This window comes from Pseudooctadecabacter sp. (assembly GCF_965657175.1).
GTDB lineage: Bacteria > Pseudomonadota > Alphaproteobacteria > Rhodobacterales > Rhodobacteraceae > Octadecabacter.
Genome location: NZ_CBFHNH010000004.1, coordinates 146,524 through 168,612, shown reverse-complemented (window position 1 = coordinate 168,612; position 22,089 = coordinate 146,524). Strand labels below are relative to the sequence as shown.

Genomic DNA, 22,089 nt, shown 5'->3' with positions numbered 1-22,089 from the left:
AAGTTCATCAGGGATCCCTATGGCCGGAAAAGTAGCAGCCCGCCGCGCCGCACTGCGCGACACACTCATCATCAACGCCGAACGCCGCATGGCGGCCGACGGTCTGAAAAACCTTCGCGCGCGCGATCTGGCCAAAGACGCTGGATGTGCCTTGGGGGCCATCTACAACGTGTTTGGGGACCTCGACGATCTGGTCTTGGCCGTGAACGCCCGGACCTTCAAACAGCTAGGCGCCACCGTGGCCGAGGCGCTGGCCGACGCCCCACAAGACGCGACCCAACAGCTCATCGTGATGTCACACGCCTACCACGCCTTCGCGGCCCAGCACTTCAACCTGTGGCGCGCGCTGTTTGACATTGAACGCGCCCCTGGTGAGGCAGCACCGGAGTGGTATCTCCAAGAAATGGCGCAGCTCTTTGCGTATATCGACGCGCCGTTGTCGGTGATCTTTCCCGATCACGACGCCGAAACACGTGGTTTGCTGACCCGCGGGCTGTTCTCATCCGTTCATGGAATCGTCCTTTTGGGGCTGGATGAGGCATCAGCAGGCGTGCCTGCCCCGCATTTGGACAAAATGATTTCTCTTATTCTCAGCCACTTAGCCAAATAATTCCTAGGTTTTTGAACGTTGTTCAAAAAACTTCTTGATCCTAGGCCGCGACCTTTCTATCTCTATTCGTGAACGCTGTTCATGAAATCAGAGCCCGAAAGGAAGACACCATGTTCAAGACCCTCTCAACCTTGATCGCAGGCGCCAATGCCCGATCCGAAGACCGCGTCCGCGATGCCTTCGCCATCGAACTGATCGATCAAAAAATCCGCGAGGCCGAAACCTCCCTCAAGGCGGCAAAGGCCACGCTGGCCTCCCTGATCCAACGGCAACGCAGCGAAGAACGTCAACGCGACGCTCTGCAAAACCGCATCAAAGACATGACGAAACGTGCGGAACAAGCGCTGGATCAGGACCGAGAAGACCTCGCCGCTGAGGCCGCCACTGCCATCGCCCAAATGGAAAACGAACTGACCATCAGGGCAGAAACCTGCGCGCGGCTGGATCAGAAAGTCGTCCGACTGCGCACCTCGATCGAGGCAGGCCACCGCCGCATCATTGATCTGAAACAAGGGGCCATCCAAGCCCGCGCCGTGCGCCGCGAACAGGCCATTCAGTCCAAGCTGAACACCACAATCGGCACCACATCCTCCACCGAAGAAGCGGAGGAATTGATCGCCCGTGTCATGGGCCGCGACGACCCGTTTGAACAATCGGGGATCCTGCGTGAAATCGACCGTGACCTTGGCCATGAAACCTTGGCTGACCGTATGGCCGACCAAGGCTGCGGTCCCGCCACACGCACCACAGCGGACGATGTCCTAGCCCGTCTGAAATCCAAAACATCCCAGTAATTCAATTAAATAGGAGAAACCAAATGACAAATTTCAACAAATCCGACAACGGCCTGATCATCTTCTTTAACGGCATCGGCGTGGTCATCGCCTACGGCATGCTAGCCCTGTCCCTTTACATGTCCCCCGACGTGCCGCTGGCCACCAAAGGCTACTGGGGGATCGGCATTTTGCTGCTGACCCTCGCGCTGGTGAACTTCGTCAAATTGCGCTTCGATGAACGTCTGTCCGAAGACCGCATCACCCGCGTGGAAGAGGCCCGTAACGAACGCCTTTTGGCCGAATATGTGGGCGGCGATGACGCCGACTGATCGCCCACACCCCCTTGCCGCTCACGGCAAACGCGCTCTGCCCTGCTCCTGTCCCGACAGGGCGGGGCGCACCCATTTTGCGGCGGCCCTTCCCAAGTCTGCAAACCTCAGCCAAGATGCCCCAAATGAATGCCATTCTGACCTTTCCCCGCCGGCTTGCTGCCAAAATCGTGGGCCTCGCCATCTCACTTCTGGTGCGGTTTTTGACGGCCGTGCGGCCTGACTGGCGCGGGATCGAACCAGTGAACCGGCAACGGGTCTATTACGCCAATCACGTCAGCAATGCCGACATGCCGATGATCTGGTCTGTCCTGCCCCCCAACATGCGCCGCACCGTGCGCCCTGTGGCGGCAGCGGACTATTGGCTGAAAAACAAACTGCGCGCCTTTGTGGGGCCAGAGGTGTTCAACTGTGTCCTCGTCGATCGCAGGCCAGAAGCGCGCGACGCGGGCGAAAACCCAATGCAGGCCATTCTCGATGCGCTGGACGAAGGATCGTCCCTGATCATCTTCCCCGAAGGCAACCGCAACATGACCGACGATCCGCTGCTGCCGTTCAAAGCGGGGCTTTACAACATGGGCACGGCCCGCCCCGATGTGGATCTTGTGCCCACTTGGGTCGCCAATGTCACCGACATCATGCCCAAGGGGGAGGTCATCCCCCTGCCGCTGATTTGCACCGTCACCTTCGGCGCGCCGATCCATGTCCGCGACGGGGAAGACAAAGACGCCTTCCTGACCCGCGCTGCCGCCGCATTGGTCGACCTTGCCCCCAAGGGAGAACGGTTATGAGTTCGACCACCGCCGAACTTCTATGGCTGTTCGTGGGCACCTGCGGGCTGATGACCGCGCTGACGCTTTTGGGTGAAATCCTTCATGCGCAGGCAGGTCACGACAATCCGGTGATTGAAACCTTCATGACCCGCGTGCGCAGTTGGTGGGCTATGGTGATCCTGTTCACCTTGGCGCTGATCGCAGGCACGCCCGGCATCATCGTGCTCTTCGCCTTCACATCTTTCGCCGCCTTGCGCGAATTCCTGACGATGACCAGCAAACGCAAGGCCGATCACCTGTCACTGGCCTTGGCGTTTTTCGCAATCCTGCCGCTGCAATATCTGTTTGTCGGGATGGGGTGGCAGACGCTCTACACTGTCTTCATTCCGGTCTACGCCTTTTTGCTACTGCCCGTGGTGTCCGCCCTACGCGGCAATCCGGACAGGTTTCTTGTGCGCGTGGCGGAAACCCAATGGGCTCTGATGATTTGCGTCTTTTCCCTGTCCCACGTCCCTGCCCTGCTCTCGATTGAGGTCGCAGGCTATCCAGATGATCGTGGCGTGATGCTTATCGCGTTCCTGATCATGGTCGTGCAATTCGGGGACCTTTTGGATTTCTTCTTTGGCCGCCGCATTGGCCGCACCCGTATCATCCCCGGCATTTCAGCCAAAACGTGGGAAGGGATGGTTACGGGCGTACTGTGTGCCGCCGTCATCGGTGCGTTGCTGGCTTGGATGACCCCGTTTTCAGTCATAGGGGCCGCCGGTATGGCCGCCCTCGCGTCCTTGGTGGGCATGTTCGGCAACCTCGTCTTTGCCGCCGTCAAACGGGATCGGGGCGTCAAGGACTGGTCCCACCTGATCCCCGGTCAAGGCGGGTTCATGGACCAATTCGACAGCGTGATCTTCGCGGCCCCCGTCTTCTACCACCTCACAAATCTGATCTACGTCTAAGACCAGACGCAGGGTCCCCCCTTCATCTGGCCCAAAAAACTCAAATCCCGCCCCCTAGACACGCGGCTACGGAAGTTGGAAATCACCCACGACGGGGTAGTGATCCGTGGGCCATTCGCCTTCAAATCGGCCGCGGATCGAAAACACATCCCCCACGGGCGCAATCCCGCCCGTGCCGCCGATGTGGTCAATAGCCGGAAACAGGTTCAGCCCGCGATTGAAGTGGTAGGTGGACCCTTGCGCAGGCCAGAACGTGACACTCGCCTCTTCGAGGTTGCGCAAGGTGGCCGATCCTCGGATGGCATTGAAATCCCCAATCACAAAGACCGGCATCCGCGATGCAGGCTCTGCGATCCGGTCCGCAACCAATGCCGTGGACAACCGCCGGTTCGACGCGCTGCGGTATTCGGTGTGGATATTGTAGACCCGAAAGACCGTGCCGGTCCTGTCCTCAAACTCGGCCCAACTGGCGAAGGCAGGCCATGATCCGTTGAAGGTCCGCGAATAAATCACATCCGGCGTGTCCGAGAAAAAGAACCAGCCCTGATCGCGCAGGTCCAACGCCGCGCGGCGGTAGAAAATGGGCTGGGTGTAGGGAAATTCGGCAGGGTCCCCGATTGCGGCGGCACCGTAGTCGGGGTTCTGCTCCATCAACCAATCGAGTGTGAGGTTCTGAGGGGCCACGCCACGGCCAAAACTCTCCATCTCTTGAAAACCCACGACATCGGCGTCCATCGCCCGAAAGGCCGCCTGAAGAGGGCCTTTGCGTCGGTCCCAATCGCCCACGGACCAATCGCCGGTTTGGCGGTTCAGCCAGATGTAATGGACGTTGTAGGTCGCCACACGCAAGGTCGCCGCAGTCGGGTCCTGCACCGGTTGTGGCAATGAATTGCAAGCCACCATGCCGACCAAAAGGCCCACAAGACTCAACAGCCCAATCCCTATCCGGCGCAGGGCCTTAATCATGGCATCACCAGAATGGCTCTGAAGTCATTTACATTTGTCATCGTCGGCCCTGTTACCACTTGGGCGCCAATCGCCTCAAAGAACCCGTGGGCGTTGTTTTCATTCAGCTGCGCCTGCGCTGAAATCCCTATGGCTTCACCCAAGGCCAAGGTCGTGGGATCGGCCACAGCCCCTGCGACCTCCGCCGCGCCGTCCACACCGTCGGTATCGCAGGCGATCACATGGATCCTGGGGTGCCCCCGCAGCGCGACCGCCGCCGCCAAGGTAAATTCTGCGTTGGGGCCGCCCACACCGTTGCCGCGCCGCGTAACAGTGCATTCGCCGCCAGACATCAGCAAAACAGGCCGATCCAGCCCTTGGGCCGACAAATCCATCGCCATTTGCGCCTGTCTGGCTGCCAAATCGCGGGCCTCGCCTTCCAGATCGTCCCCCAATATGCGGACCTCGACCCCGTAGTCTTCGGCAAACTCGGCTGCGGCCTGCAGGGAATGGGACGGGGCCGCGATGATGATGTTTTCGACACCGGCCAATCGGGGGTCTTGGGCCTTTATTGGATCGCCGCCCGCCTTGAGGAACGCCGCGATGGACGGCGGGGGCGTCACGCCCCATTTGGCCAACGTTTCCAATGCCAATGCGGCGTTGCCGTCATGACCCACGGTGGGGCCACTGGCGATATCACCCGGCTGGTCGCCCGGCACGTCCGAAATCATCAAGACCCGCAATTTCGCCGGATACACAGCCGCGGCCAACCGGCCGCCCTTGACCGCAGACAATTCCTTGCGAATGCCGTTGATATCCCCGATGGGCATCCCTGATGCCAACATATCCGCCGCCAATGCCTGCTTGTCCTCAAGCGTGATACCCTGCGCCGGTGCACACAGCAGCGCCGACCCGCCGCCGGACATCAACATGATGCAAGTGTCGTCTTCGGTCAGGTCTGCCGCGCGCGCCAGCAACCTGCGCGTGGCCTCAACACCTGCGGCATCCGGCACGGGGTGGGCTGCTTCGGCAATTTCAATGCCCGATGTTGGCCGCCCGTAGCCATAGCGGGTGATGATGAAGCCTTCCCACGGGCCCCATGCGGCCTCCAGCGCTTCGGCCATCCGGGCAGAGGCTTTGCCAGCCCCCAACACAACGCTGCGCCCTGCAGGTTTCGGGCCCAAGAATTGGGGCACGCAGACCATCGGATCGGCACGGGCCACAGCCTTGGTAAACAGGTCTTTGAGAAATGAATTGGGATCGTTTAGGGGAGCCATGTTTTATAATCGCTTACCAGCAGATGTGTGGGCGCTTCATCCTCGTCAATATCAGCAAAGCGCCCGATAGGCTCCCGGAAAATATTGTCGGTTTCATCGTCGTTCACCGTGCTGACCTCACCGATCAGAACGTCGCCCCCTTCGCCCCAAAACGCATGCCAGTCGCCGGGCATCAGGGTCACGCTTTCACCTGGTGCCAGTTTCAGCTTTTCACCGGGTGCAAAGTCACGCCGCAACCCATCGCACCAGACGGTGCCACCTGCGGTTTCGTCAAACTGTCCAGCCGCATCGGACCCGTAAAGTTCGATCACCAACGTGGCGCCGCCGCGGTTGATGATGTCTTCGGCCTTGATGACATGGGTGTGCATCGGGGACAGCTGGTCCTGCTTTGAAATCAACAGCTTCTCGGCGTAGCACATGCCGCCCCCACGCTGCAGATCTTCCAGACGACCGTTGCGCAGGGTGAACAGAAACAACCCCATTTTGTCATATTCACCGGCCCCATAATCAGTAATATCCCACCCGTTACGCGCAGTAATGACCGCGGCCGCTTCGGTCGCACGCGCCTTGAACTCCGCAGGTGTCCAATAGGCCCAGGGCGGCAGAACAAACCCGTAAGACCGGATCATGTCATCGGCTTCAGCCATGATTGCATTGATGCGAGAACGTTTCATATCGGACCTTTCATACCTGTTTGGCACAGCCATATGAGGCCCAGAAAGTTTCGGCAACGTTTCGGTTATCGCAGAAGCGTCAAGACATCACGGGTGGCAGTTCCGGTAACGGCCACGCCGGCACGTGACTGCACGTCGCGGATCGCGGCCTCGGTGCGGGCACCAATGACGCCATCGATGGTGCCGATGTCGTAGCCGCGTGCCGCAAGGCCACGTTGCACCGCTAACCTGTCGTTGCGCGTCAGCCCGTTGGCATCTGGCGGGAACGTCCCGCGCAAAGGTCCAGTCCCGCCCAACCGGTCCGCCAGATGCCCGACGGCTAGGGCATAAAAATCGGAATTGTTGTAGGTTTTCAGAACGTTGAAATTGCGCGTCACGGTAAAGCTTGGCCCGCCGGATTGGGGCCGCACACTGCGGCCACTGATCCCGGCCGTGCCCGCCTCAGCGCCCCAAGGTAGCCCCGCGCGCCACCCATTGCGCGACAGATAACTGGCGGTGGACGCCAATGCATCACCGGGGTCATCCGCCCAGATATCGCGCCGCCCGTCGCCGTTGAAATCAACAGCAAAGCCTTCGAATGATGTGGGGATAAATTGCGTGTGCCCCATGGCGCCCGCCCAACTGCCGGTCAGACGTGCGGGCGTCGTGTCGCCCCGCTGCAAAATCCGCAAGGCGGCAATCAATTGGCTTTCGTAGAACGCACCACGACGTCCATCAAAGGCCAAGGTCGCGGTGGAGGATATGACCGGAATTTGTCCGCGCTTTTCGCCGAAGGTGCTTTCCATCCCCCAGATCGCAGCAACGATCAGCCGGTCAACACCGTATCGGGCCTCAATGGCCTGCAAGGTCCCGCCATGACGCGCGAGGGCCGCGCGCCCTTTGGTCAAACGTTCGTCCGATGTGGCGATAGACAGATAGTCTTCAAACGTGCGGCGCGTCTGGATTTGCGAGCCGTCCCGCGCCACCACGCCTGGGATGTAGCCCGCACCGGCGAACGCAGCGTCAAAGGTCGCATCACGGATCCCCGCACGGCGCGCCCGAGGGCGAAAGGCCGCGACCCACGCGCGAAAGTCAGCGCGATCTACGGGCAACAAATCCGGGGCCAAGGCCTGCTGGGCACGGCGGGCGGGCGCCTCACCAATCGTGGCGGGGCTGCAACCGGACAGGGCCAAAGCCCCGCAACCAAATACAAAAAGTCGTTTACTCGGGTCCATAACCGCCAAAGTAGCGCGGCCCACGGGCAGCGACAGCACAACCGTGCTGCAAAGCCGCCGTGGGCCGACTTCCGCTCATGACCAAAGCACCCTTTCGCTGGGAAGGCTGTCTTTGCCTATGACAGCCCGTCTTGTGGACCAGACGTCGAAGGACCAAACGCAAAGCCGCGCCACCGCATTTCATCGCGGCGACCGCTCCATACATATGATCACTTGATACGCAAAACGATAAACAGGTTGAATGCCGATGACCTTTGAACAACTGCGAACATTTCTTTGGGTCGCCCGCTTGGGCGGGTTCCGCAAGGCGTCTGACCGTTTGCACCTATCCCAACCAGCCGTATCAACACGGATTGCGAACCTCGAAGATGAACTGCAAGCCAAACTGTTCGAACGCGGACCCGGCGACCTTGTCCTGACCACGATGGGCCAGCAACTGCTGGGCTATGCCGAACAGATGTTGTTTGTTGAGGAAGAGATAAAGCAGCGCGTGGCCACCCGGCAGAGACCGAAGGTCTCTTGCGCCTTGGTGCATCAGAGACGATTGCCCAAGCATGGTTGCCCGCGTTCATTCAGGCCTTCAGCACGCAATATCCGCGCGTCAATGTCGACCTGACCGTCGATATTTCAATCAACCTGCGGTCCGCCCTTCTTGAGCGCCGCCTTGACCTTGCCTTTTTAATGGATCCGGTGTCGGAATTTTCCGTCAAGAACATCGCGCTGCCCCAGTTCGATCTGCATTGGTATAAATCCTCCGGAACGGGAGAGGTGGATTTGTCCGCGACACCGATCATTTCCTATTCAACCCAGACCCGGCCCTATCGTGAATTAACGTCAAAACTTGCCCGACGAGTGGGGCCCAAAACGCGGGTCTTTTCGTCCGCATCACTTTCGGCCAGCCTCAAGATGATTGCAGCGGGAATCGCTGTCGGGCCCCATCCGCGTGTCTTGGCCGGGCCCCACCTTGCGGCGGACGAGGTCGAGGTTTTCGATCCGGGCTTTGTTCCGCCGCCCTTAGAATTCACCGCATCCTATGTGGCCGAGGACTGGCATAAGGTACACCCGCAGTAGTTTCAAAAATTCCATCACTTATGATGAATTGTGATAATTTTAATGAATTGACCTCCCGTGTGATGGTTTTGCCAACTGCACACAGAGGATCACATGGTTACGCAACCGGTCACCGACACTGAAGCCGCTGTGCTGTCCAGCATGGACATTCGGCGCCGTATTCGGGCGGGCGACCATCAAGGCCACACCCCTGGGCTTGCGGCTGGAAAACTCCAATGCAATCTCGCGATCCTGCCGGAGGCATATGCTCTCGATTTCCTGCGGTTCTGCCAGCGCAACCCCAAACCCTGTCCGGTCGTAGGGGTAGGCGACACAGGGGATGCACTGTTGCCGACCTTGGGGCGTGACATCGACATTCGCACTGACGTGCCACGCTACCGTGTCTTCCGCGACGGGGAATTCGCCCAAGAGGTGACGGATATCCGCCGCCTTTGGACCGACGATCTGGTGAACTGGCCTTGGGCTGTTCGTTCACATTTGAAAACGCCTTGATACGCACGGGCATTCCCGTTCGTCACATCGAAATGGGCCGCAATGTTCCGATGTTTCGCACCAACATTGATCTCGTCCCGGCGGGGCCGTTCGATGGCCAGATGGTTGTCACGATGCGGCCCTTGCGGGAAGACCAGATCGACGCCGCGCGCGCGATCAGCGCGAAATACCCCCAAGCCCACGGCGCGCCGATTGCCGTGGGCGATCCTGCCGCGATCGGCATCGCTGATCTTGCCCACCCTGACTATGGGGACCCCGTCGATATCAAGCCCGGCGAAGTGCCGGTGTTCTGGGCCTGCGGCGTGACGCCCCAGAATGCCCTCAAAGCCGCCAAGCCGCCGATCTGCATCACCCACGCGCCCGGGCATATGCTGATCACTGACATCGCTGAGGATGCTGAAACCCCACTCTGTACTGACCTCACCCCATAAGGAGACATCACATGAAACATAGGTTTACTGCATTGCTCGCCACCACGGCGCTTGCGGCCCCGGCCTTGGCCGAAGACCTGTCGGTCGTGGGCAGCTGTTCAAGCCTGCCCCTGCACGGCCAATACGAAGCGCCGTTCTGAACCGAAACACTCCCCGCAGCCGGTGATTTCAACGTGGAGCTGACGACGCACAACCAGATGGGTCTTGGCCTGTCAGAGATTTATCCCCTTCTTGGACAAGGCGTCTATGACGTTGCCATGACGGTCGCAGACTACGCGGTGGGCGATGCGCCCGAACTCGAAGGTTTGGGCGTGCCGCTTCTGGCGCTGACGGCAGATGACGCGCGCGCCATGGTCGATGCGGCCCGCCCGATGGTGGCCGATATTTACCGCGACCGGTTCAATGCCGAAGTGCTAGCCATCGCGCCCTACCCGCCGCAGGTCGTCTTTTGCAACGCCGAGATCACCAGCTTTTCCGACCTCGATGGCCTCAAGGTCCGCGCCTCGGGCCGGATGACGGCGCTGTTCCTCGAAGCGCTTGGCGCGGAAGGCGTCAACGTGTCCTTCTCCGAAGTGCCCGGCGCACTTCAAAACGGGGTTGTCGATTGTGCCGTGACCGGTGCGGGCTCTGGCTATTCTGCCGGTTGGTGGGAAGTCTCAACCCATCTGTTGCCCATCCCGCTGGGCGGCTGGGATCACGTCGTCACCGCGATGAACGCCGACAAATGGGCCAGCCTGAGCGCGGCGGATCAGGACACGATCCGAACAACAATCGCGGCCGATTTCGAGGCGCCCGCCTGGGCCAGCGCGCAAGACGCTTTGGTCAACGACTTTGCCTGCCTGACGGGCAACGGCGACTGTCCCTCCGGTGAGGCCCGCAACATGACATTGGTCGAAATTTCCGACGCCGATTTCGACGGTGCGCGTGACATCCTCATCGGTGAGGTCCTGCCCGACTGGGCGGAACGTGCAGGCGGCGATTGGGCCATGCGTTGGAATGATAGCGTGGGTCAGGTCGTCGGCGTGACAATCGAGTAAGGTGAAAACAGGCTAAAGGACGCGCATTATGGAACTGGCACTGATCACCGCCCTGAGACGGCTGAACCGGACGATCGCCATGATCGTAGGGCTTGGTCTTTTGGGTATGGCCGCCTTCGTGGTGGCAGATATTGCGCTGCGTCAGGTCCATGCGTCCTTTGGCGGATCCGAAGAACTGGCGGGGTATGCGATGGCCCTCGTCAGTTCATGGGGGATGGCCTATGCCCTTTTGAAATTTGGCCATATCCGGATCGATCTGGTGCGGTCGCGCACGGCTGGCACTGTACGGACCTTGTTCGATATATTTTCGATGGTGGTCATGTCCGCAGTGGTCGTGATGATTGCCGTCAAATGCTGGCCCGTCGTTGAACGTGCCATTGAAAACGGCAGTCGTGCCAACACGCCGCTGGCGACACCTTTGGCTTGGGTGCAAATCCCGTGGTTTGCGGGATGGGTCTGGTTTGCCGTGATGTCCTGCCTTGTGACACTGGCCGCAATCAGCCTGTTTGTGCGCGGACGCGGGGCACGGACCGAACCTTTCATTGGCGCATTTGCAGAACAGGACATGTTGAAATGATCACCTATGTTTCTGCCGGCCTTTTGGCCCTGCTGGCCCTGTCCATCCCCGTCGGCATTGTGCTGTTTATTTTGGGGTTCGGGGTCGATCAATTCTATTCCAGTTTCCCTCTCATCCGCGCCTTGGGCAAGATGGTCTGGTCCTCGTCCAGTTCGGCCACCCTGATCGCGATCCCGTCCTTTGTGCTGCTGGGTGAAATCCTTGTCCGGTCCGGCGTGGCGGCGCGGACCTATGCAGCACTGGGCCGGTGGGTCAGCTGGCTGCCCGGTGGGTTGGTGCACGCGAACGTGGCGACCGCGACGATGTTCTCGGCCACGTCGGGGTCGTCGGTGGCAACGGCGGCGACTTTGGCGACCGTCGCAATGCCGCAGGCGGAAAAGCTGGGATATGATCCGAAACTCTTTTCCGGCGCGATCGCCGCAGGCGGCACCTTGGGCATCATGATCCCGCCGTCGATCGACCTGATCGTCTATGGATTCCTCACCCAATTCTCTATTCCACAACTGTTTCTGGCTGGGCTGATCCCCGGTCTGGCACTGGCGCTGGCCGTTTTGGTGATCACCGCAATCATCTGCACAATCCGTCCAGAACTCGGTGGCAATCGGCGCGTGTTCCCCTTTTTGCAAATGGCCCGCGCGCTGGTCGTTCTGATCCCGATCTTGATCCTGTTCGCGCTGATCGTCGGATCAATCTATCGCGGCTGGGCCACCCCTACCGAGGCCGCAGCGGTGGGTGTGGCAGGCGCACTGCTGATCGCTCTGGCCTTCGGCGGCGTCAATTGGACCATGATGCACGAAAGCCTGCTGGGCACCACTAAAGTCACGTCGATGATCATGCTGATCATCATCGGCGCGTCCTTCTTGAATTTCACGCTGTCGTCGGCAGGTTTGGGGCGTGAACTGACGGCCTTTTTGAACGGTCTTGGCCTGTCGCCGCTGGGCTTCATCATGGTGGTGGTCGTCATCTACATCGTGCTCGGCTTCTTCATCGAAACCCAAAAAATCGCGACGATGACACCCATCGGACGGGGCCAGGCATGACACCACAAGGCACCACTCCCAAAACAGCCACAGGGTTCAACGTTCTAAAGGGTCGGGATTTTGTCAGGCCCCGACGACGTTTTCAGAAAGACCTGCCAGCCGACTACGTCCGCTCACAGGCCCAAGTCAAAACCCTTCATGGGGGACCTTGTGCATGTGAAAGCCCTCGGCGGGATGTTGCATCTGGTGTTCATCAGTGATGCGCAGGTGGAACCGCGAGCTTTTCGTGCGCCATGCGAAGGCTTTGAAAAAGTCGCCGTCCCAAATCCAGACCTTTCTTTTTGCAGCCGTAAAGAGCGTTGCCACGGCCCACGGGGATAGTTGGCGGACCAAGCGGAAGGAGGCGGATGCCTTGTTTTCTCGCGCGATTGACGTTGTTCGAAACGCGGACGCGCCCAACGACGGGCTGCTGATGGGGGCACAAGATAACATTGCTTCGGCGGCGGGTTGGGTGCTGGCGTTTTTGGCCCATCACCCGCAGCTTCAGGACCAAATTGGCGATGAAATCGCAGATAAGGGATCGCAAGCCCCGGCCAACCAGCCGCGAATTCTGACACAACCCATCGAAATTTCGGGCCACAGGTTGCCGAAAGGCACCTTTATCTTCAACTCATTCTTCAACATGCACCATGATCCTTTGGCCCTTGACGCCCCCGATCGGTTTGATCCAGCGCGCTTTCGCACAGACGCACCCAGCAAGCGGGTGCAATACGCCCCCTTCGGCCATGGCCCACGCAATTGCGTCGCCCAAAGCATGGCAACCCAGCAGCTGTCGGCAATTGTCTTTGGGATGTTGAAAGAGCATCGGATCGCTGCGCTGGACGATGCGATGTCCAAAATGACCCAGATGCCGTTCCTGATACCGGAGCCGTTTCAGATCATGATCCAAAGGCAGTGAAATGACCCACGATCGGGGTCCTCTTGTCCCCGATAGATAGGGTTGGGCCCGTATTGTGTTGGCAAAACTGGCGATCCCTGAAGGACTCGAACCCTCAACCTGCTGATTAGAAGTCAGCTGCTCTATCCAGTTGAGCTAAGGGACCGCACGCCCTGCTTCTAGCGGTGTATGGCCGCCCACATCAAGCGGTGACTGTGCATTGGCCCGCCGGCTTTTACTTCAATTCGGTTTTCGTTTGGGTCCAGATTGCACCAAACTGTGCGATGCCTGCGTTGATGGCCGCGTTGTCACCCGCTTTGGCTGCGTTTTCGATGGATTTGAGGGTTTCGCGCAAGGGGGTGGCGCCAAAGACGGCCGCACTTCCTGCGACCTTATGCGCGCGTCCCGCAATTTCGAGGTAATCCTGCGCCTCTTCTGTGCCAAGCCACGTCTGGAGTTCCTGAACTTCGGTCACAAATCGCGACAGCAGTTTGGCGAAGGCATCTTCGCCCAAGGCCTGTCGGGTTTCGGCACTGTGATCTTGGCTGATCATGGGCATTGATGTTCCCTCCGCTGTGTTGCGCAACAGGTCGCGCAGGGCGTCCCGTGCAATTGGTTTCGTCAGAATTCCGTCCATACCATCGGCCAGAAATTTTTGTTGTTCTTCGAGCATCGCATTCGTAGTGAGGGCATAAATCTTGGTGTGTTGGGACGCGCCCGTTTCTTGACGGATTGCGCGAGTGGCCGCGCGGCCATCCATCACGGGCATGCTAATATCCATCAAGATCAAATCGAAAAACTGCGTTTTTGACGCATCCACGCCTTGGCGTCCGTCATGGGCCTCAACCACATGGTGGCCTTCGGCATGCAACATCTCACCCACGACGATCCGGTTGATTTCATTATCTTCGACGACAAGAATGTTGAGGGGGCGATGGTGCGTTTCCCCAAGATCCGGCGTGGCCTCCGTTTGCGGAACCTTGGCTGCGTCCACGGGGATGGTGACCCAAAACGTGCTGCCTTCGTCAAGCACGCTTTCCACACCGATGTCACCGCCCAGCGCATGGACGAACCTCTTGGCGATGCTCAAGCCAAGGCCCGTGCCCCCCACATCGCGGTCGTAGGCCGTGTTGCCCGTTACAAAATCGTCAAAGACGTGTTTCGCCAGCTCTTCGGTCATGCCCGGACCTGTGTCAGCGATCTTGACCGACAGTTCCGCGGCCTCGGGTGTGCCGATGTTTTCGATTGTCACCGCCACCTTGCCACGGCGCGTAAATTTCACCGCATTGCCAATCAGGTTAATCATCACATGCTGCAAACGGTCGTGGTCGGACTGGACCCAATCCATCTTCTCCCCGATCCAGTTGAGCGTGAGGGACGTTTCATTCTTTGATGCCGTGCCCTTTTGGTTGTCGATGATGTCTTGCAGCAAAGCAGTGACATTGACCGGTTCTGACCGTGTGTTCAGCTTTCCCGCATCATAGCGCGTGATGTCGAGCACATCGGACAGGTGGCTCATCAGCAGCCGTCCGGAGGTTTCCATATAGCCCACGTGCCGATCTTGCTGCGCATCCAGATCGGTGTCGCGCAACAGGTTCAGGTTGCCCAGCAAACCATTCAAAGGCGTGCGGATTTCATGGCTCATTGTGGACAGAAAGTCGGTCTTCAGCTTTTCACTGGCCAGCGCCTTATCGCGGGCGGCCACCAATTCCGCTTCGGCGGCGACCCGTTGGGAAATGTCCCGCAGAAAGGCAATAAAAATCTCACCTTGGTCGGTGGTGGCGGATTGAATGGCCAGTTCCACCGGGAAAATTCGGCCATCGCGGTGCTTGGCCTCAAGTTTCACCCGGCCTTTGCCGACAATACGTTTTTCACCCTTGCCGCGCATCCGCTCCATGCCTGCATCATGGGCATCGCGCATATGGTCAGGAACGATCACGGCCCCGATGTCACGGCCCAGAACTTCGCTTTCGGCATGGCCAGAAATGCCCTCTGCCGCAGGGCTGAATTCCAAAATTCGCCCGTCCGCATCGCAGACGATCACACCATCCAAAGACGTGCTCATCACCGTGCTCATACGGGTGGTGGTGCGCCGGTTCTCTCGTTCACGCTTGGAAATGCGCGTGTTGAGACGGTTCAGAAACACAATCGCCAGCAACAACACCGCGACCAAAACCGCAATTGCCACGGCCAATTGCGTCATCGTGCGCGCCACCGCTTCGCGCTGCTGATCTGCGGATTAGGCAAACAGATCGAGGCCCGAATTCCCCAAAGCCCGAACCGTGGGCGTCACACTGGCCGACAGATTGGCCAGATCAGGCATTTGCGCCAAAAGCTGGGCGTCAGGTGCATCCACGATGAGAACGGCCTGATCCAAGAACCCATCCAATTGTTCAAGATAGCTGGCCGATGTGGGGTTAGCGCGCAGCCCTTCGAAAACGGTCGCTTCGCGCAGGGTTTTTACGCGGCTGTAGAAGATATCGAATTCAAGACGCAACGCCGCCAGATCAACCGGATCGCGGTTGACCTGTTGGGCGAATTCCATAAATTCAACTTGGGTTTGGACCAGTGTCCATTGCACGTTGTCCGATCGCGCCGACCCCAAAAGCCGGATTTCGCGCGACACGTTGAACGTCAGAAACGCAATCGCGCCAATGGCCACCAATCCCGCAAGCGCCGCGAACAGACGCGTCCGGTTTTGACGTGTCTTGTGTCTATTGACCATCAGCGCTGTTCCCTTGGCTGGTTATGCTCAAGGGTTACTCAACGATGTCCAACCTGTCGAGTTGCCAGATGCTGCGCGAATAGACCACTTCGGTCCGGTAGGCCGCATTGCTGTCATAGGGGTAGATGACCCAAAGGGGGCCCTTGTCACGCACCGACATTTCTTCACCGTCCATCAGGTAGGCAATGATCGGTCCGCCCTCAACAGCGTCGGAGACGGGGATTTCCACCGTGTAGTCATTGATTGCGGTGGCCAGAAAATGGCCGTCTTCCACACCCAATTCAGCCGCCAGATCGGCCAGCGACACGCCGGTGAAGCTGTGGACACCATCTGTCCAGATGGTTGAGGTTTCAAAGGTCGTGACTGGCAGGGTCGCCAACAGTTCGCGGTCCAGAACCAGTGCGTTATCGGCGTTGGTGCTGTCGATATTACCCGTCACGGTCAGAACAGCCGTCCCTGTGGGGGCAGCCATCTGTTCGGCCATAACGGACAGGGGCATCGCCGCGACAAGCGTGACGGTCAAAAGGTTTTGAACAAATCGTTTCATGGTCCGCTCCTATAATGGGGTCAGGCTTACATGGCATTAAAGACACGATTGCGCATCAGGGCATCGGGGTATCCACCTATCCGTTCGGATAGGTCAGGCCACCAGCCGCAGTCCTTGGGGCTGCGTGTTGACGAAGGCCGCATAATCATCGCGCAGGTCTGCGCGGTCCAATGAGAAGGCCGCCGTGGCCTGGACGTAGCCCTGAACAGACCCGCAATCGAACCGCTGACCGTCAAATTGAAAACCTGACACACCGATCTGATCCACATCTTCGTTGATTGCATCAGTCAGCTGCAATTCGCCGCCCGCGCCGGGACGCAGGTTTGCGAGGCGGTCCATAATCGCACCATCGAGAATATAACGCCCGATCACCGCTTTGGTGGACGGGGCGAGATCAGCGCGGGGCTTTTCCACAAGCCCGCGCGCATGGGCCAGACGACCTGCCTCCGAGCAGACGTCAAGAACGCCGTATTTGCTTGTCTCGCTGCGGGCCACATCCATGGTGGCAACCATGTGCCCCCCCACGTCTGCATAGGCGTCGACCATCTGTGCCAACGCGCCTTTTTGGGATTTGATGACGTCATCGGGCAGGATCACGGCGAAGGGCTCCCCTCCGATCAACGCCTTGGCTTGCCGCACTGCGTGCCCAAGGCCCAGTGGCTGGGATTGGCGCAAGATTGTCAGCGCGCCTTCTTTCATGCGCGTGGGCGCCAGCGCCTCAAGCGCTTCGGTCTTGCCCGCCTCTTTCAGGCGGGTCTCAAGGGCGGCGGCGGTGTCGAAATAATCCTCAAGCGCGCCTTTCCCTGCGGCGGACACGAAGATGAATTCTTCGATCCCGGCCTCACGCGCCTCATCGACTGCATATTGGATCAAGGGGCGGTCCACCAAAGTGAGCATCTCCTTGGGGATGGATTTTGTCGCGGGCAGGAAACGGGTGCCCATGCCGGCGACGGGGAAGACGGCTTTGCGGATCTTGGTCATTGGTCAGCTCACTACTTTGATGTTCGGTTGTCTTGGTCTTGGCCGAAAGACCGGTCGCAAAGCAAACGTGCGAAAGAACAGGACCCGTGAACAAAAGCGACAAGGCACCCCCCATAGTGTGGCAGACCTATCCGAACGGATGGCTTTACTACTTTTACGGGTCCTTTTCACAAACCCTCCCCCTATCATCCTGGCCATGAAATGGTCATGGTTGCGGGATAACAGTAGCCTCCAGTATATGAGGACGACCCATGAGAATTCTGATCGCTGATGACCACGATCTGGTGCGTGACACACTTGTTATCTTTCTTGAGAACGAGGGGGGTATCGAAACACAAGCCGTCGGCACCTTTGCCGACGCAGTCACGGCGATCGAAACAGGCCCCGCATTTGATCTGATCCTGCTGGACTATAACATGCCCGGCATGAACGGGTTGGACGGGCTGAAATCCGCGATGGCACTTGGTGACGGCCAAAAGGTTGCGCTGATTTCAGGTGAAGCCACCAAGAAGGTCGCTGAAGCCGCGTTGGAGGCCGGTGCCGCGGGCTTTGTCCCCAAATCCCTTCCAGCCAAGTCCCTGATAAACGCAGTTAAATTCATGGCCATGGGCGAACAATATGCGCCCATCGACTTTATGACGGCAGCCGACGAAGCAGAAACGCATCCCCTGGCCCAGACCCTGACCGAACGCGAACTTCAGGTGCTGAAGGGGCTGACCGAAGGCAAGGCCAACAAAGAGATCGCCCGCGATTTGGACATCACCGAACCGACGGTCAAGCTGCATATGAAAACGCTGTACCGCAAAGTGGGGGCCTCCAATCGCACGCAGGCTGCCCTGATCGCCCGTGAGGCCGGATTGTTCTAAATCCTATCCTTTTGGATAAGGCGCATAACGAATGTCCCGCGCAACAAGCCTGTCGCGCAGATGAAAACCCTATGTGGCCCCGATATCCCCTGGGGCAGGAGATATCAGATGCAATTTCGTCACTCATCATACCAGACCAGCGCCGCGTACAACCAATGCGACAAAGCAAATCTGTGCGCCACTGCGAATGTTGCAAAGGCGGGTTTGAATAAAATCTTGCGTAGAATGAATGCGGTGATCGCCCCTTGGTCCTGCATAAAGGGGCCATCGGCGGCCACGGTGCGACGTTTGCCCACCCTCCGCGCCACGCACCGCCAGACCGTTTGCAACATTCAAACCATGTGGTTCCCATGCTGATGCCCCGTCAAAAAATCATCGTCGCAGAAGACAGCGAATTGCAGCGTTTGTATCTGTGCAGCCTGATCAACGGGCTGGGCTATCAAGCGATTGAGGCCGAGGACGGACAGATCGCCCTTGATCTGGTGACAAACACCGATGCGGCCATCGTCATCAGCGATATCAATATGCCCAATATGGATGGCATCAACCTGACGCGGCACATTCGCGCGCTTGATCTGGATCGCTACATCCATGTCTTCATGGTGACCGGCGCGGATGAAACCGAAACACGCATCGATGCGCTGTCAGCCGGCGCCGATGATTTCATCACCAAGGGCAGCAGCACGGAAATGCTCAAGGCGCGGATCAAAACGGCGACGCGCCTGATTGCCCACGCCGAACAACTGGCCGAACGGACCCGCGTTCTGAAAGAGGCACACGACCGGATTGAAACTGATTTGCGGGCCGCAGCCGTCGCCCAGCGCCAGCTTTTGCCCGACCTGAACGCCGACGTCATGGGCTTTGCCGTGGCTTCGGCCTTTGTGCCTTCGTCCTTCGTGTCAGGCGATATGTTCGGCTGCTTTCCTCTAACCGACACGCAGCTTGGCTTTTACGCGGTTGATGTGTCGGGGCACGGGGTGCAGGCGTCTTTGTTGTCCGTGGCCATTGGCCATATGGTCACGCCCGACTATGTGCGCACCCACGCCTTTGATGACGCAGGCCGCCCGGACCCCGCCGCGTTGGTCACCGCCCTCAACGACCGGTTCAGCATCTCTGAAAACGACGACTACTTCACCATGTTTTGCGGCGTCATCGACACGGCAACCGGTGACATGACCTATTGTCAGGCGGGCTATCCCTCCGCGCTTTATGTCGATCACGATGGCGCCGCTATGTCCTTGGGCGATGGCGGGTTTCCGGTGGGTCTGATTGTTGAAGCGACCTACGAAAACGCGACCCACACCTTTGAACAGGGTGCGGCCCTTGTGATCTGTTCGGACGCCGCCGAAGAGGCGGCCAACCTGTCGGGTGAACCTTTTGGCACCACCCGCGTGCGCCGTATCGCCCAAACCTATCCCGCCGTCGGCCTGAAGGCTTTGCCCCAGACCTATGTCGATGCCCTGAAAAACTGGCGCGGTGGTGCGCCCCTTGAAGACGACCTGACCGTCGTCGCGTTAGAGAGAAAAATCCCATGATCCATACGACCCAACATGCCGCTGATATCACTGTCGTTCGCCCCGGTGTTGAACGTCTGACAGCCGTCAATGCAAAGACGTTCAAGGATGAGGTCACGGACTTGATCGAGGGTGGCGCGACACAGCTCATCGTTGACTTTGATGAAGTCGACTTCCTCGATTCCTCCGGCCTTGGGGCTTTGGTCGGGGTTCTCAAAAAGATCGGTCACCGCGGCGATCTGGCGGTCTCTGGCCTCAATAGCGACGTGTCGCAGATGTTCCGCATTTGCCGGATGGACCGCGTGTTCACCGTCCATGCCACTGTCGATGCCGCCGTGCAAAAGATGGCAGAACGGTCGTGAACCCACGTCACTATCATATGCAAAACACGCTTCATGACGTGGACCGCGTGGTCGTTTCCCTCAAACAAGATGTGGGAGATGTCCTTGATGATATGGCTGTGGCGCGGGTTGAAATCTGCCTCGCCGAGGCGCTGACCAACGTGATCAAACACGCAGGCCAGTCCCATCCGGACGCCCTGATCGACGTGGCACTTCATGACGGCGAAGGCGCGGTCAGCATTGATCTGTTCGACCCCGACGGAGCGGAACCTTTCGATCTGCGCGACCATGCGCCTGATCTGGATGCGGTCGATCCTATGGCCGAAAGCGGACGGGGCCTTGGCCTGATCGCGCAATGCGCCGACGCCATCACCTACGCCCGCAAAGACGGCCGATTTTGCCTGACCCTGACTTTCAACAAAACACCCTCCCCCCATGCAGGAGACGACCAATGACCACCACAACACCTCGCCCCACCGCCCGCATATGGCTGCGGGCCGCCATGACCGCCCTCGCCGTTTTCGCAGCACCCTTGGCGCTGGACGCCCAGCAAGAAGACGACGGGCTGCGCGCGGTGTCGATCAATGGCGTGACCCTTGATGGGGTCGCCTATGACAGCGTGACGATCACCGCAGACACGGCCCTTCGGATCACCACCGAGGGCGGTACCGGATACACATGTGATCGTCGGCTGCTTAGCCAGTCCTCCCCCCATTTTGGCCGCAACGGCGCCCTGACCGAACGGGAGTTCGAGATGGCGAAAACCGCGTGGTCCTATTTTGAAACGTTCTTTCAGCCTGAAACCGGTCTGGTCAACGCGGTGGGCAACTTCCCGTCGACGACCCTTTGGGACACCGCGTCCTACATCAGCGCCTTGGTCGCAGCCTATGAACTGTGCGTCATCGACAAACGTGAATTCGACCGACGCGCGACCCAGCTTTTGAACACACTGCGCAACCTGCCTCTGTACCGCGGCGAAGCGCCCAACAAAGTTTATAATGCCGCCACCGGTGCCATGGTCGACTATGCCAACGAGCCCGGCGAAATCGGCATGTCTGCCAACGACATCGGTCGGCTTCTGGTCTGGTTGCAGATCATGAAGGAACGTCACCCCTATTTGGCCAATAGCGTCGACAACGTGCCCATGCGCTGGAATTTCTGCAATCTGATCAACGAAGACGGGCGTATGTTCGGGTCGTTCACCCAAAGCAATGGCGACACCCGATATGTCCAGGAAGGCCGCCTTGGATATGAAGAATATGCCGCCAAAGGGTTTGCCCTGTGGGGATTTGACGTGGACCGCGCCATGGCCCCGCAGCCCTTGGAATACACCATGATCTACGACGTGCGCGTGCCCTATGACGGGCGTGACCCGCGCGTGTTCCGCAGCCAGAACTATGTCCTGACCGAGGGCTATATCCTCGACGGTCTGGAAATGGGTTGGGATATGCCCGACGACCGCACCAATGACGGCATGGTCGCCAGCAACGGCTGGCGCGCCGAGTTCGCCCAGCGCATTTATCTGGTGCAGCAGCGCCGGTTTGAACAAACCGGCATCATCACCGCACGGTCTGAACATCAGGTCGAAGGCAGCCCCTATTTTGTGTACGACAGCATATTCGCCAACGGCTATGCGTGGAACACGCTGGACCCTACAGGCGAATACCAGCCGGACCGCGCTGCGGTTTCCGCAAAGGCCGCCGTGGGTCTGTGGGCGCTTTGGGACACCGACTATACCGATCTGTTGTTCGAAACCGTGGCCGATCTGTCCCAGCCGGATCGGGGCTTTTTTGAAGGCCTTTATGAAAACGGCAACGGCTATATCCCGCTGCAAACCGCCAACAATAACGGCGTAATCTTGGCTGCACTGCTGTACAAAGTGCAGGGGCCGATCCTGCAACGGGTCAACCAGAACACCTAAGTCTGGGACACGGCCTATGCTGGCACCGACATTCGTGAAAACAAATGTCACCCCAATGCCGCGGTTGAAGAAATCCCATGCTGCGCCTGCGCCAACCGCAACACCGTACCACCTGTCA

General features: G+C 59.0%; 23 protein-coding genes, 1 tRNA gene and 3 pseudogenes. 17 read left to right on the top strand and 10 right to left on the bottom strand.

The features are described 5' to 3' along the window. The first annotated feature begins 19 nt into the window (after positions 1-19). The 5 genes from ACTG36_RS05900 to ACTG36_RS05880 all read left to right on the top strand — a co-directional run bounded on the left by ACTG36_RS05900 (position 20) and on the right by ACTG36_RS05880 (position 3,441). Positions 20-610, top strand: coding sequence for a TetR/AcrR family transcriptional regulator (locus tag ACTG36_RS05900; protein ID WP_375279850.1), 591 nt, complete (start codon positions 20-22; stop codon positions 608-610). A 110-nt stretch (positions 611-720) separates the two neighbouring features. Beyond that, positions 721-1,404: a PspA/IM30 family protein gene (locus ACTG36_RS05895; protein WP_439141691.1), complete on the top strand. Its 684-nt coding sequence runs from the start codon at positions 721-723 to the stop codon at positions 1,402-1,404. Positions 1,405-1,427: 23 nt separating this feature from the next. Continuing rightward, the gene (locus ACTG36_RS05890; protein WP_296419375.1) at positions 1,428-1,715 is read left to right on the top strand and encodes a hypothetical protein; all 288 of its coding nucleotides are present in this window, start codon (positions 1,428-1,430) and stop codon (positions 1,713-1,715) included. 125 nt (positions 1,716-1,840) lie between these two features. Further along, positions 1,841-2,506, top strand: coding sequence for a lysophospholipid acyltransferase family protein (locus tag ACTG36_RS05885; protein WP_375279848.1), 666 nt, complete (start codon positions 1,841-1,843; stop codon positions 2,504-2,506). Then, entirely contained in the window at positions 2,503-3,441 is a 939-nt protein-coding gene (locus tag ACTG36_RS05880; RefSeq protein WP_375279847.1) for a phosphatidate cytidylyltransferase, read from the top strand. Before ACTG36_RS05885 ends, ACTG36_RS05880 begins: the two co-directional genes overlap by 4 nt. 66 nt (positions 3,442-3,507) lie before the next feature. Here the strand turns inward: ACTG36_RS05880 and ACTG36_RS05875 are convergent, their stop codons facing one another. The 4 genes from ACTG36_RS05875 to ACTG36_RS05860 all read right to left on the bottom strand — a co-directional run bounded on the left by ACTG36_RS05875 (position 3,508) and on the right by ACTG36_RS05860 (position 7,551). After that, on the bottom strand, positions 3,508-4,407 hold the full coding sequence (locus ACTG36_RS05875; RefSeq protein WP_375279846.1) for an endonuclease/exonuclease/phosphatase family protein: 900 nt from the start codon (positions 4,405-4,407) through the stop codon (positions 3,508-3,510). Continuing rightward, positions 4,404-5,663 (bottom strand): glycerate kinase type-2 family protein, encoded by a 1,260-nt coding sequence (locus tag ACTG36_RS05870; protein WP_375279845.1) that lies wholly within the window; start codon positions 5,661-5,663, stop codon positions 4,404-4,406. The genes ACTG36_RS05875 and ACTG36_RS05870 overlap by 4 nt, the downstream gene beginning before the upstream one ends. Continuing rightward, entirely contained in the window at positions 5,651-6,337 is a 687-nt protein-coding gene (locus ACTG36_RS05865) for a D-lyxose/D-mannose family sugar isomerase (RefSeq protein ID WP_375279844.1), read from the bottom strand. Before ACTG36_RS05865 ends, ACTG36_RS05870 begins: the two co-directional genes overlap by 13 nt. Before the next feature lie 65 nt (positions 6,338-6,402). Further along, complete coding sequence (locus ACTG36_RS05860) at positions 6,403-7,551, bottom strand: lytic murein transglycosylase (protein WP_375279916.1); 1,149 nt, start codon at positions 7,549-7,551, stop codon at positions 6,403-6,405. 241 nt (positions 7,552-7,792) lie between these two features. Between ACTG36_RS05860 and ACTG36_RS05855 the strand changes: the two genes are divergently transcribed. The 7 genes and pseudogenes from ACTG36_RS05855 to ACTG36_RS05825 all read left to right on the top strand — a co-directional run bounded on the left by ACTG36_RS05855 (position 7,793) and on the right by ACTG36_RS05825 (position 13,097). Continuing rightward, the gene (locus ACTG36_RS05855; RefSeq protein ID WP_375279843.1) at positions 7,793-8,167 is read left to right on the top strand and encodes a LysR family transcriptional regulator; all 375 of its coding nucleotides are present in this window, start codon (positions 7,793-7,795) and stop codon (positions 8,165-8,167) included. Then, complete coding sequence (locus ACTG36_RS05850) at positions 8,071-8,622, top strand: substrate-binding domain-containing protein (RefSeq protein WP_375279842.1); 552 nt, start codon at positions 8,071-8,073, stop codon at positions 8,620-8,622. The genes ACTG36_RS05855 and ACTG36_RS05850 overlap by 97 nt, the downstream gene beginning before the upstream one ends. Positions 8,623-8,763: 141 nt before the next feature. Next, a pseudogene (locus ACTG36_RS05845) lies at positions 8,764-9,545 on the top strand (putative hydro-lyase). Positions 9,546-9,556: 11 nt separating this feature from the next. After that, positions 9,557-10,582 (top strand): annotated as a pseudogene (locus ACTG36_RS05840) (TRAP transporter substrate-binding protein). 28 nt (positions 10,583-10,610) lie between these two features. Continuing rightward, positions 10,611-11,159: a TRAP transporter small permease subunit gene (locus tag ACTG36_RS05835; protein WP_375279841.1), complete on the top strand. Its 549-nt coding sequence runs from the start codon at positions 10,611-10,613 to the stop codon at positions 11,157-11,159. Beyond that, positions 11,156-12,175 (top strand): annotated as a pseudogene (locus tag ACTG36_RS05830) (TRAP transporter large permease subunit); the annotation flags it as partial. The gene ACTG36_RS05835 and the pseudogene ACTG36_RS05830, both read left to right, overlap by 4 nt. 436 nt (positions 12,176-12,611) lie before the next feature. Further along, positions 12,612-13,097: a cytochrome P450 gene (locus tag ACTG36_RS05825; RefSeq protein WP_375279840.1), complete on the top strand. Its 486-nt coding sequence runs from the start codon at positions 12,612-12,614 to the stop codon at positions 13,095-13,097. 68 nt (positions 13,098-13,165) lie between these two features. On the opposite strand, the gene ACTG36_RS05820 is transcribed toward ACTG36_RS05825, so the two are convergent. The 5 genes from ACTG36_RS05820 to ACTG36_RS05800 form a co-directional block, all read right to left on the bottom strand. Beyond that, positions 13,166-13,242: transfer RNA gene (locus ACTG36_RS05820), tRNA-Arg, on the bottom strand. A 69-nt stretch (positions 13,243-13,311) separates the two neighbouring features. Continuing rightward, entirely contained in the window at positions 13,312-15,279 is a 1,968-nt protein-coding gene (locus tag ACTG36_RS05815; RefSeq protein WP_375279839.1) for an ATP-binding protein, read from the bottom strand. A 36-nt stretch (positions 15,280-15,315) separates the two neighbouring features. After that, a complete protein-coding gene (locus ACTG36_RS05810) occupies positions 15,316-15,801 on the bottom strand; it encodes a hypothetical protein (RefSeq protein WP_375279838.1) in 486 nt (161 codons plus the stop codon). Between the two features lie 34 nt (positions 15,802-15,835). After that, the gene (locus ACTG36_RS05805; RefSeq protein WP_375279837.1) at positions 15,836-16,348 is read right to left on the bottom strand and encodes a molybdopterin-dependent oxidoreductase; all 513 of its coding nucleotides are present in this window, start codon (positions 16,346-16,348) and stop codon (positions 15,836-15,838) included. A gap of 93 nt (positions 16,349-16,441) precedes the next feature. After that, the gene (locus ACTG36_RS05800; protein WP_375279836.1) at positions 16,442-17,329 is read right to left on the bottom strand and encodes a UTP--glucose-1-phosphate uridylyltransferase; all 888 of its coding nucleotides are present in this window, start codon (positions 17,327-17,329) and stop codon (positions 16,442-16,444) included. Positions 17,330-17,580: 251 nt separating this feature from the next. On the opposite strand from ACTG36_RS05800, the gene ACTG36_RS05795 reads away from it, so the two are divergent. Then, positions 17,581-18,195 carry a response regulator transcription factor gene (locus tag ACTG36_RS05795; protein WP_375279835.1) on the top strand — a complete coding sequence of 205 codons (615 nt, stop codon included), beginning with the start codon at positions 17,581-17,583 and terminating at the stop codon, positions 18,193-18,195. A gap of 119 nt (positions 18,196-18,314) precedes the next feature. On the opposite strand, the gene ACTG36_RS05790 is transcribed toward ACTG36_RS05795, so the two are convergent. After that, entirely contained in the window at positions 18,315-18,527 is a 213-nt protein-coding gene (locus ACTG36_RS05790; RefSeq protein ID WP_375279834.1) for a hypothetical protein, read from the bottom strand. Between the two features lie 24 nt (positions 18,528-18,551). On the opposite strand from ACTG36_RS05790, the gene ACTG36_RS05785 reads away from it, so the two are divergent. Genes ACTG36_RS05785 through ACTG36_RS05770 form a run of 4 tightly spaced genes read left to right on the top strand, consistent with a single transcriptional unit; the run spans position 18,552 to position 21,971 of the window. Next, entirely contained in the window at positions 18,552-19,730 is a 1,179-nt protein-coding gene (locus ACTG36_RS05785; RefSeq protein WP_375279833.1) for a PP2C family protein-serine/threonine phosphatase, read from the top strand. After that, positions 19,727-20,071: an STAS domain-containing protein gene (locus tag ACTG36_RS05780; RefSeq protein ID WP_375279832.1), complete on the top strand. Its 345-nt coding sequence runs from the start codon at positions 19,727-19,729 to the stop codon at positions 20,069-20,071. Before ACTG36_RS05785 ends, ACTG36_RS05780 begins: the two co-directional genes overlap by 4 nt. 17 nt (positions 20,072-20,088) lie before the next feature. After that, a complete protein-coding gene (locus ACTG36_RS05775; RefSeq protein ID WP_439141683.1) occupies positions 20,089-20,505 on the top strand; it encodes an ATP-binding protein in 417 nt (138 codons plus the stop codon). After that, on the top strand, positions 20,502-21,971 hold the full coding sequence (locus tag ACTG36_RS05770) for a DUF3131 domain-containing protein (protein ID WP_439141681.1): 1,470 nt from the start codon (positions 20,502-20,504) through the stop codon (positions 21,969-21,971). The genes ACTG36_RS05775 and ACTG36_RS05770 overlap by 4 nt, the downstream gene beginning before the upstream one ends. Positions 21,972-22,089 lie beyond the last annotated feature (118 nt).

Excerpts from the sequence above, each read along its gene's own strand:
- ACTG36_RS05895 (WP_439141691.1), top strand. The coding sequence starts at position 721 with ATGTTCAAGACCCTCTCAACCTTGATCGCAGGCGCCAATGCCCGATCC.
- ACTG36_RS05885 (WP_375279848.1), top strand. The coding sequence starts at position 1,841 with ATGAATGCCATTCTGACCTTTCCCCGCCGGCTTGCTGCCAAAATCGTG.
- ACTG36_RS05780 (WP_375279832.1), top strand. The coding sequence starts at position 19,727 with ATGATCCATACGACCCAACATGCCGCTGATATCACTGTCGTTCGCCCC.
- ACTG36_RS05810 (WP_375279838.1), bottom strand. The coding sequence starts at position 15,801 with ATGGTCAATAGACACAAGACACGTCAAAACCGGACGCGTCTGTTCGCG.
- ACTG36_RS05790 (WP_375279834.1), bottom strand. The coding sequence starts at position 18,527 with ATGTTGCAAACGGTCTGGCGGTGCGTGGCGCGGAGGGTGGGCAAACGT.
- ACTG36_RS05775 (WP_439141683.1), top strand. The coding sequence starts at position 20,089 with ATGCAAAACACGCTTCATGACGTGGACCGCGTGGTCGTTTCCCTCAAA.
- ACTG36_RS05890 (WP_296419375.1), top strand. The coding sequence starts at position 1,428 with ATGACAAATTTCAACAAATCCGACAACGGCCTGATCATCTTCTTTAAC.
- ACTG36_RS05825 (WP_375279840.1), top strand. The coding sequence starts at position 12,612 with ATGGGGGCACAAGATAACATTGCTTCGGCGGCGGGTTGGGTGCTGGCG.
- ACTG36_RS05880 (WP_375279847.1), top strand. The coding sequence starts at position 2,503 with ATGAGTTCGACCACCGCCGAACTTCTATGGCTGTTCGTGGGCACCTGC.
- ACTG36_RS05855 (WP_375279843.1), top strand. The coding sequence starts at position 7,793 with ATGCCGATGACCTTTGAACAACTGCGAACATTTCTTTGGGTCGCCCGC.
- ACTG36_RS05900 (WP_375279850.1), top strand. The coding sequence starts at position 20 with ATGGCCGGAAAAGTAGCAGCCCGCCGCGCCGCACTGCGCGACACACTC.
- ACTG36_RS05860 (WP_375279916.1), bottom strand. The coding sequence starts at position 7,551 with ATGGACCCGAGTAAACGACTTTTTGTATTTGGTTGCGGGGCTTTGGCC.
- ACTG36_RS05805 (WP_375279837.1), bottom strand. The coding sequence starts at position 16,348 with ATGAAACGATTTGTTCAAAACCTTTTGACCGTCACGCTTGTCGCGGCG.
- ACTG36_RS05800 (WP_375279836.1), bottom strand. The coding sequence starts at position 17,329 with ATGACCAAGATCCGCAAAGCCGTCTTCCCCGTCGCCGGCATGGGCACC.
- ACTG36_RS05870 (WP_375279845.1), bottom strand. The coding sequence starts at position 5,663 with ATGGCTCCCCTAAACGATCCCAATTCATTTCTCAAAGACCTGTTTACC.
- ACTG36_RS05770 (WP_439141681.1), top strand. The coding sequence starts at position 20,502 with ATGACCACCACAACACCTCGCCCCACCGCCCGCATATGGCTGCGGGCC.
- ACTG36_RS05835 (WP_375279841.1), top strand. The coding sequence starts at position 10,611 with ATGGAACTGGCACTGATCACCGCCCTGAGACGGCTGAACCGGACGATC.
- ACTG36_RS05815 (WP_375279839.1), bottom strand. The coding sequence starts at position 15,279 with ATGACGCAATTGGCCGTGGCAATTGCGGTTTTGGTCGCGGTGTTGTTG.
- ACTG36_RS05795 (WP_375279835.1), top strand. The coding sequence starts at position 17,581 with ATGAGAATTCTGATCGCTGATGACCACGATCTGGTGCGTGACACACTT.
- ACTG36_RS05865 (WP_375279844.1), bottom strand. The coding sequence starts at position 6,337 with ATGAAACGTTCTCGCATCAATGCAATCATGGCTGAAGCCGATGACATG.
- ACTG36_RS05875 (WP_375279846.1), bottom strand. The coding sequence starts at position 4,407 with ATGATTAAGGCCCTGCGCCGGATAGGGATTGGGCTGTTGAGTCTTGTG.
- ACTG36_RS05785 (WP_375279833.1), top strand. The coding sequence starts at position 18,552 with ATGCCCCGTCAAAAAATCATCGTCGCAGAAGACAGCGAATTGCAGCGT.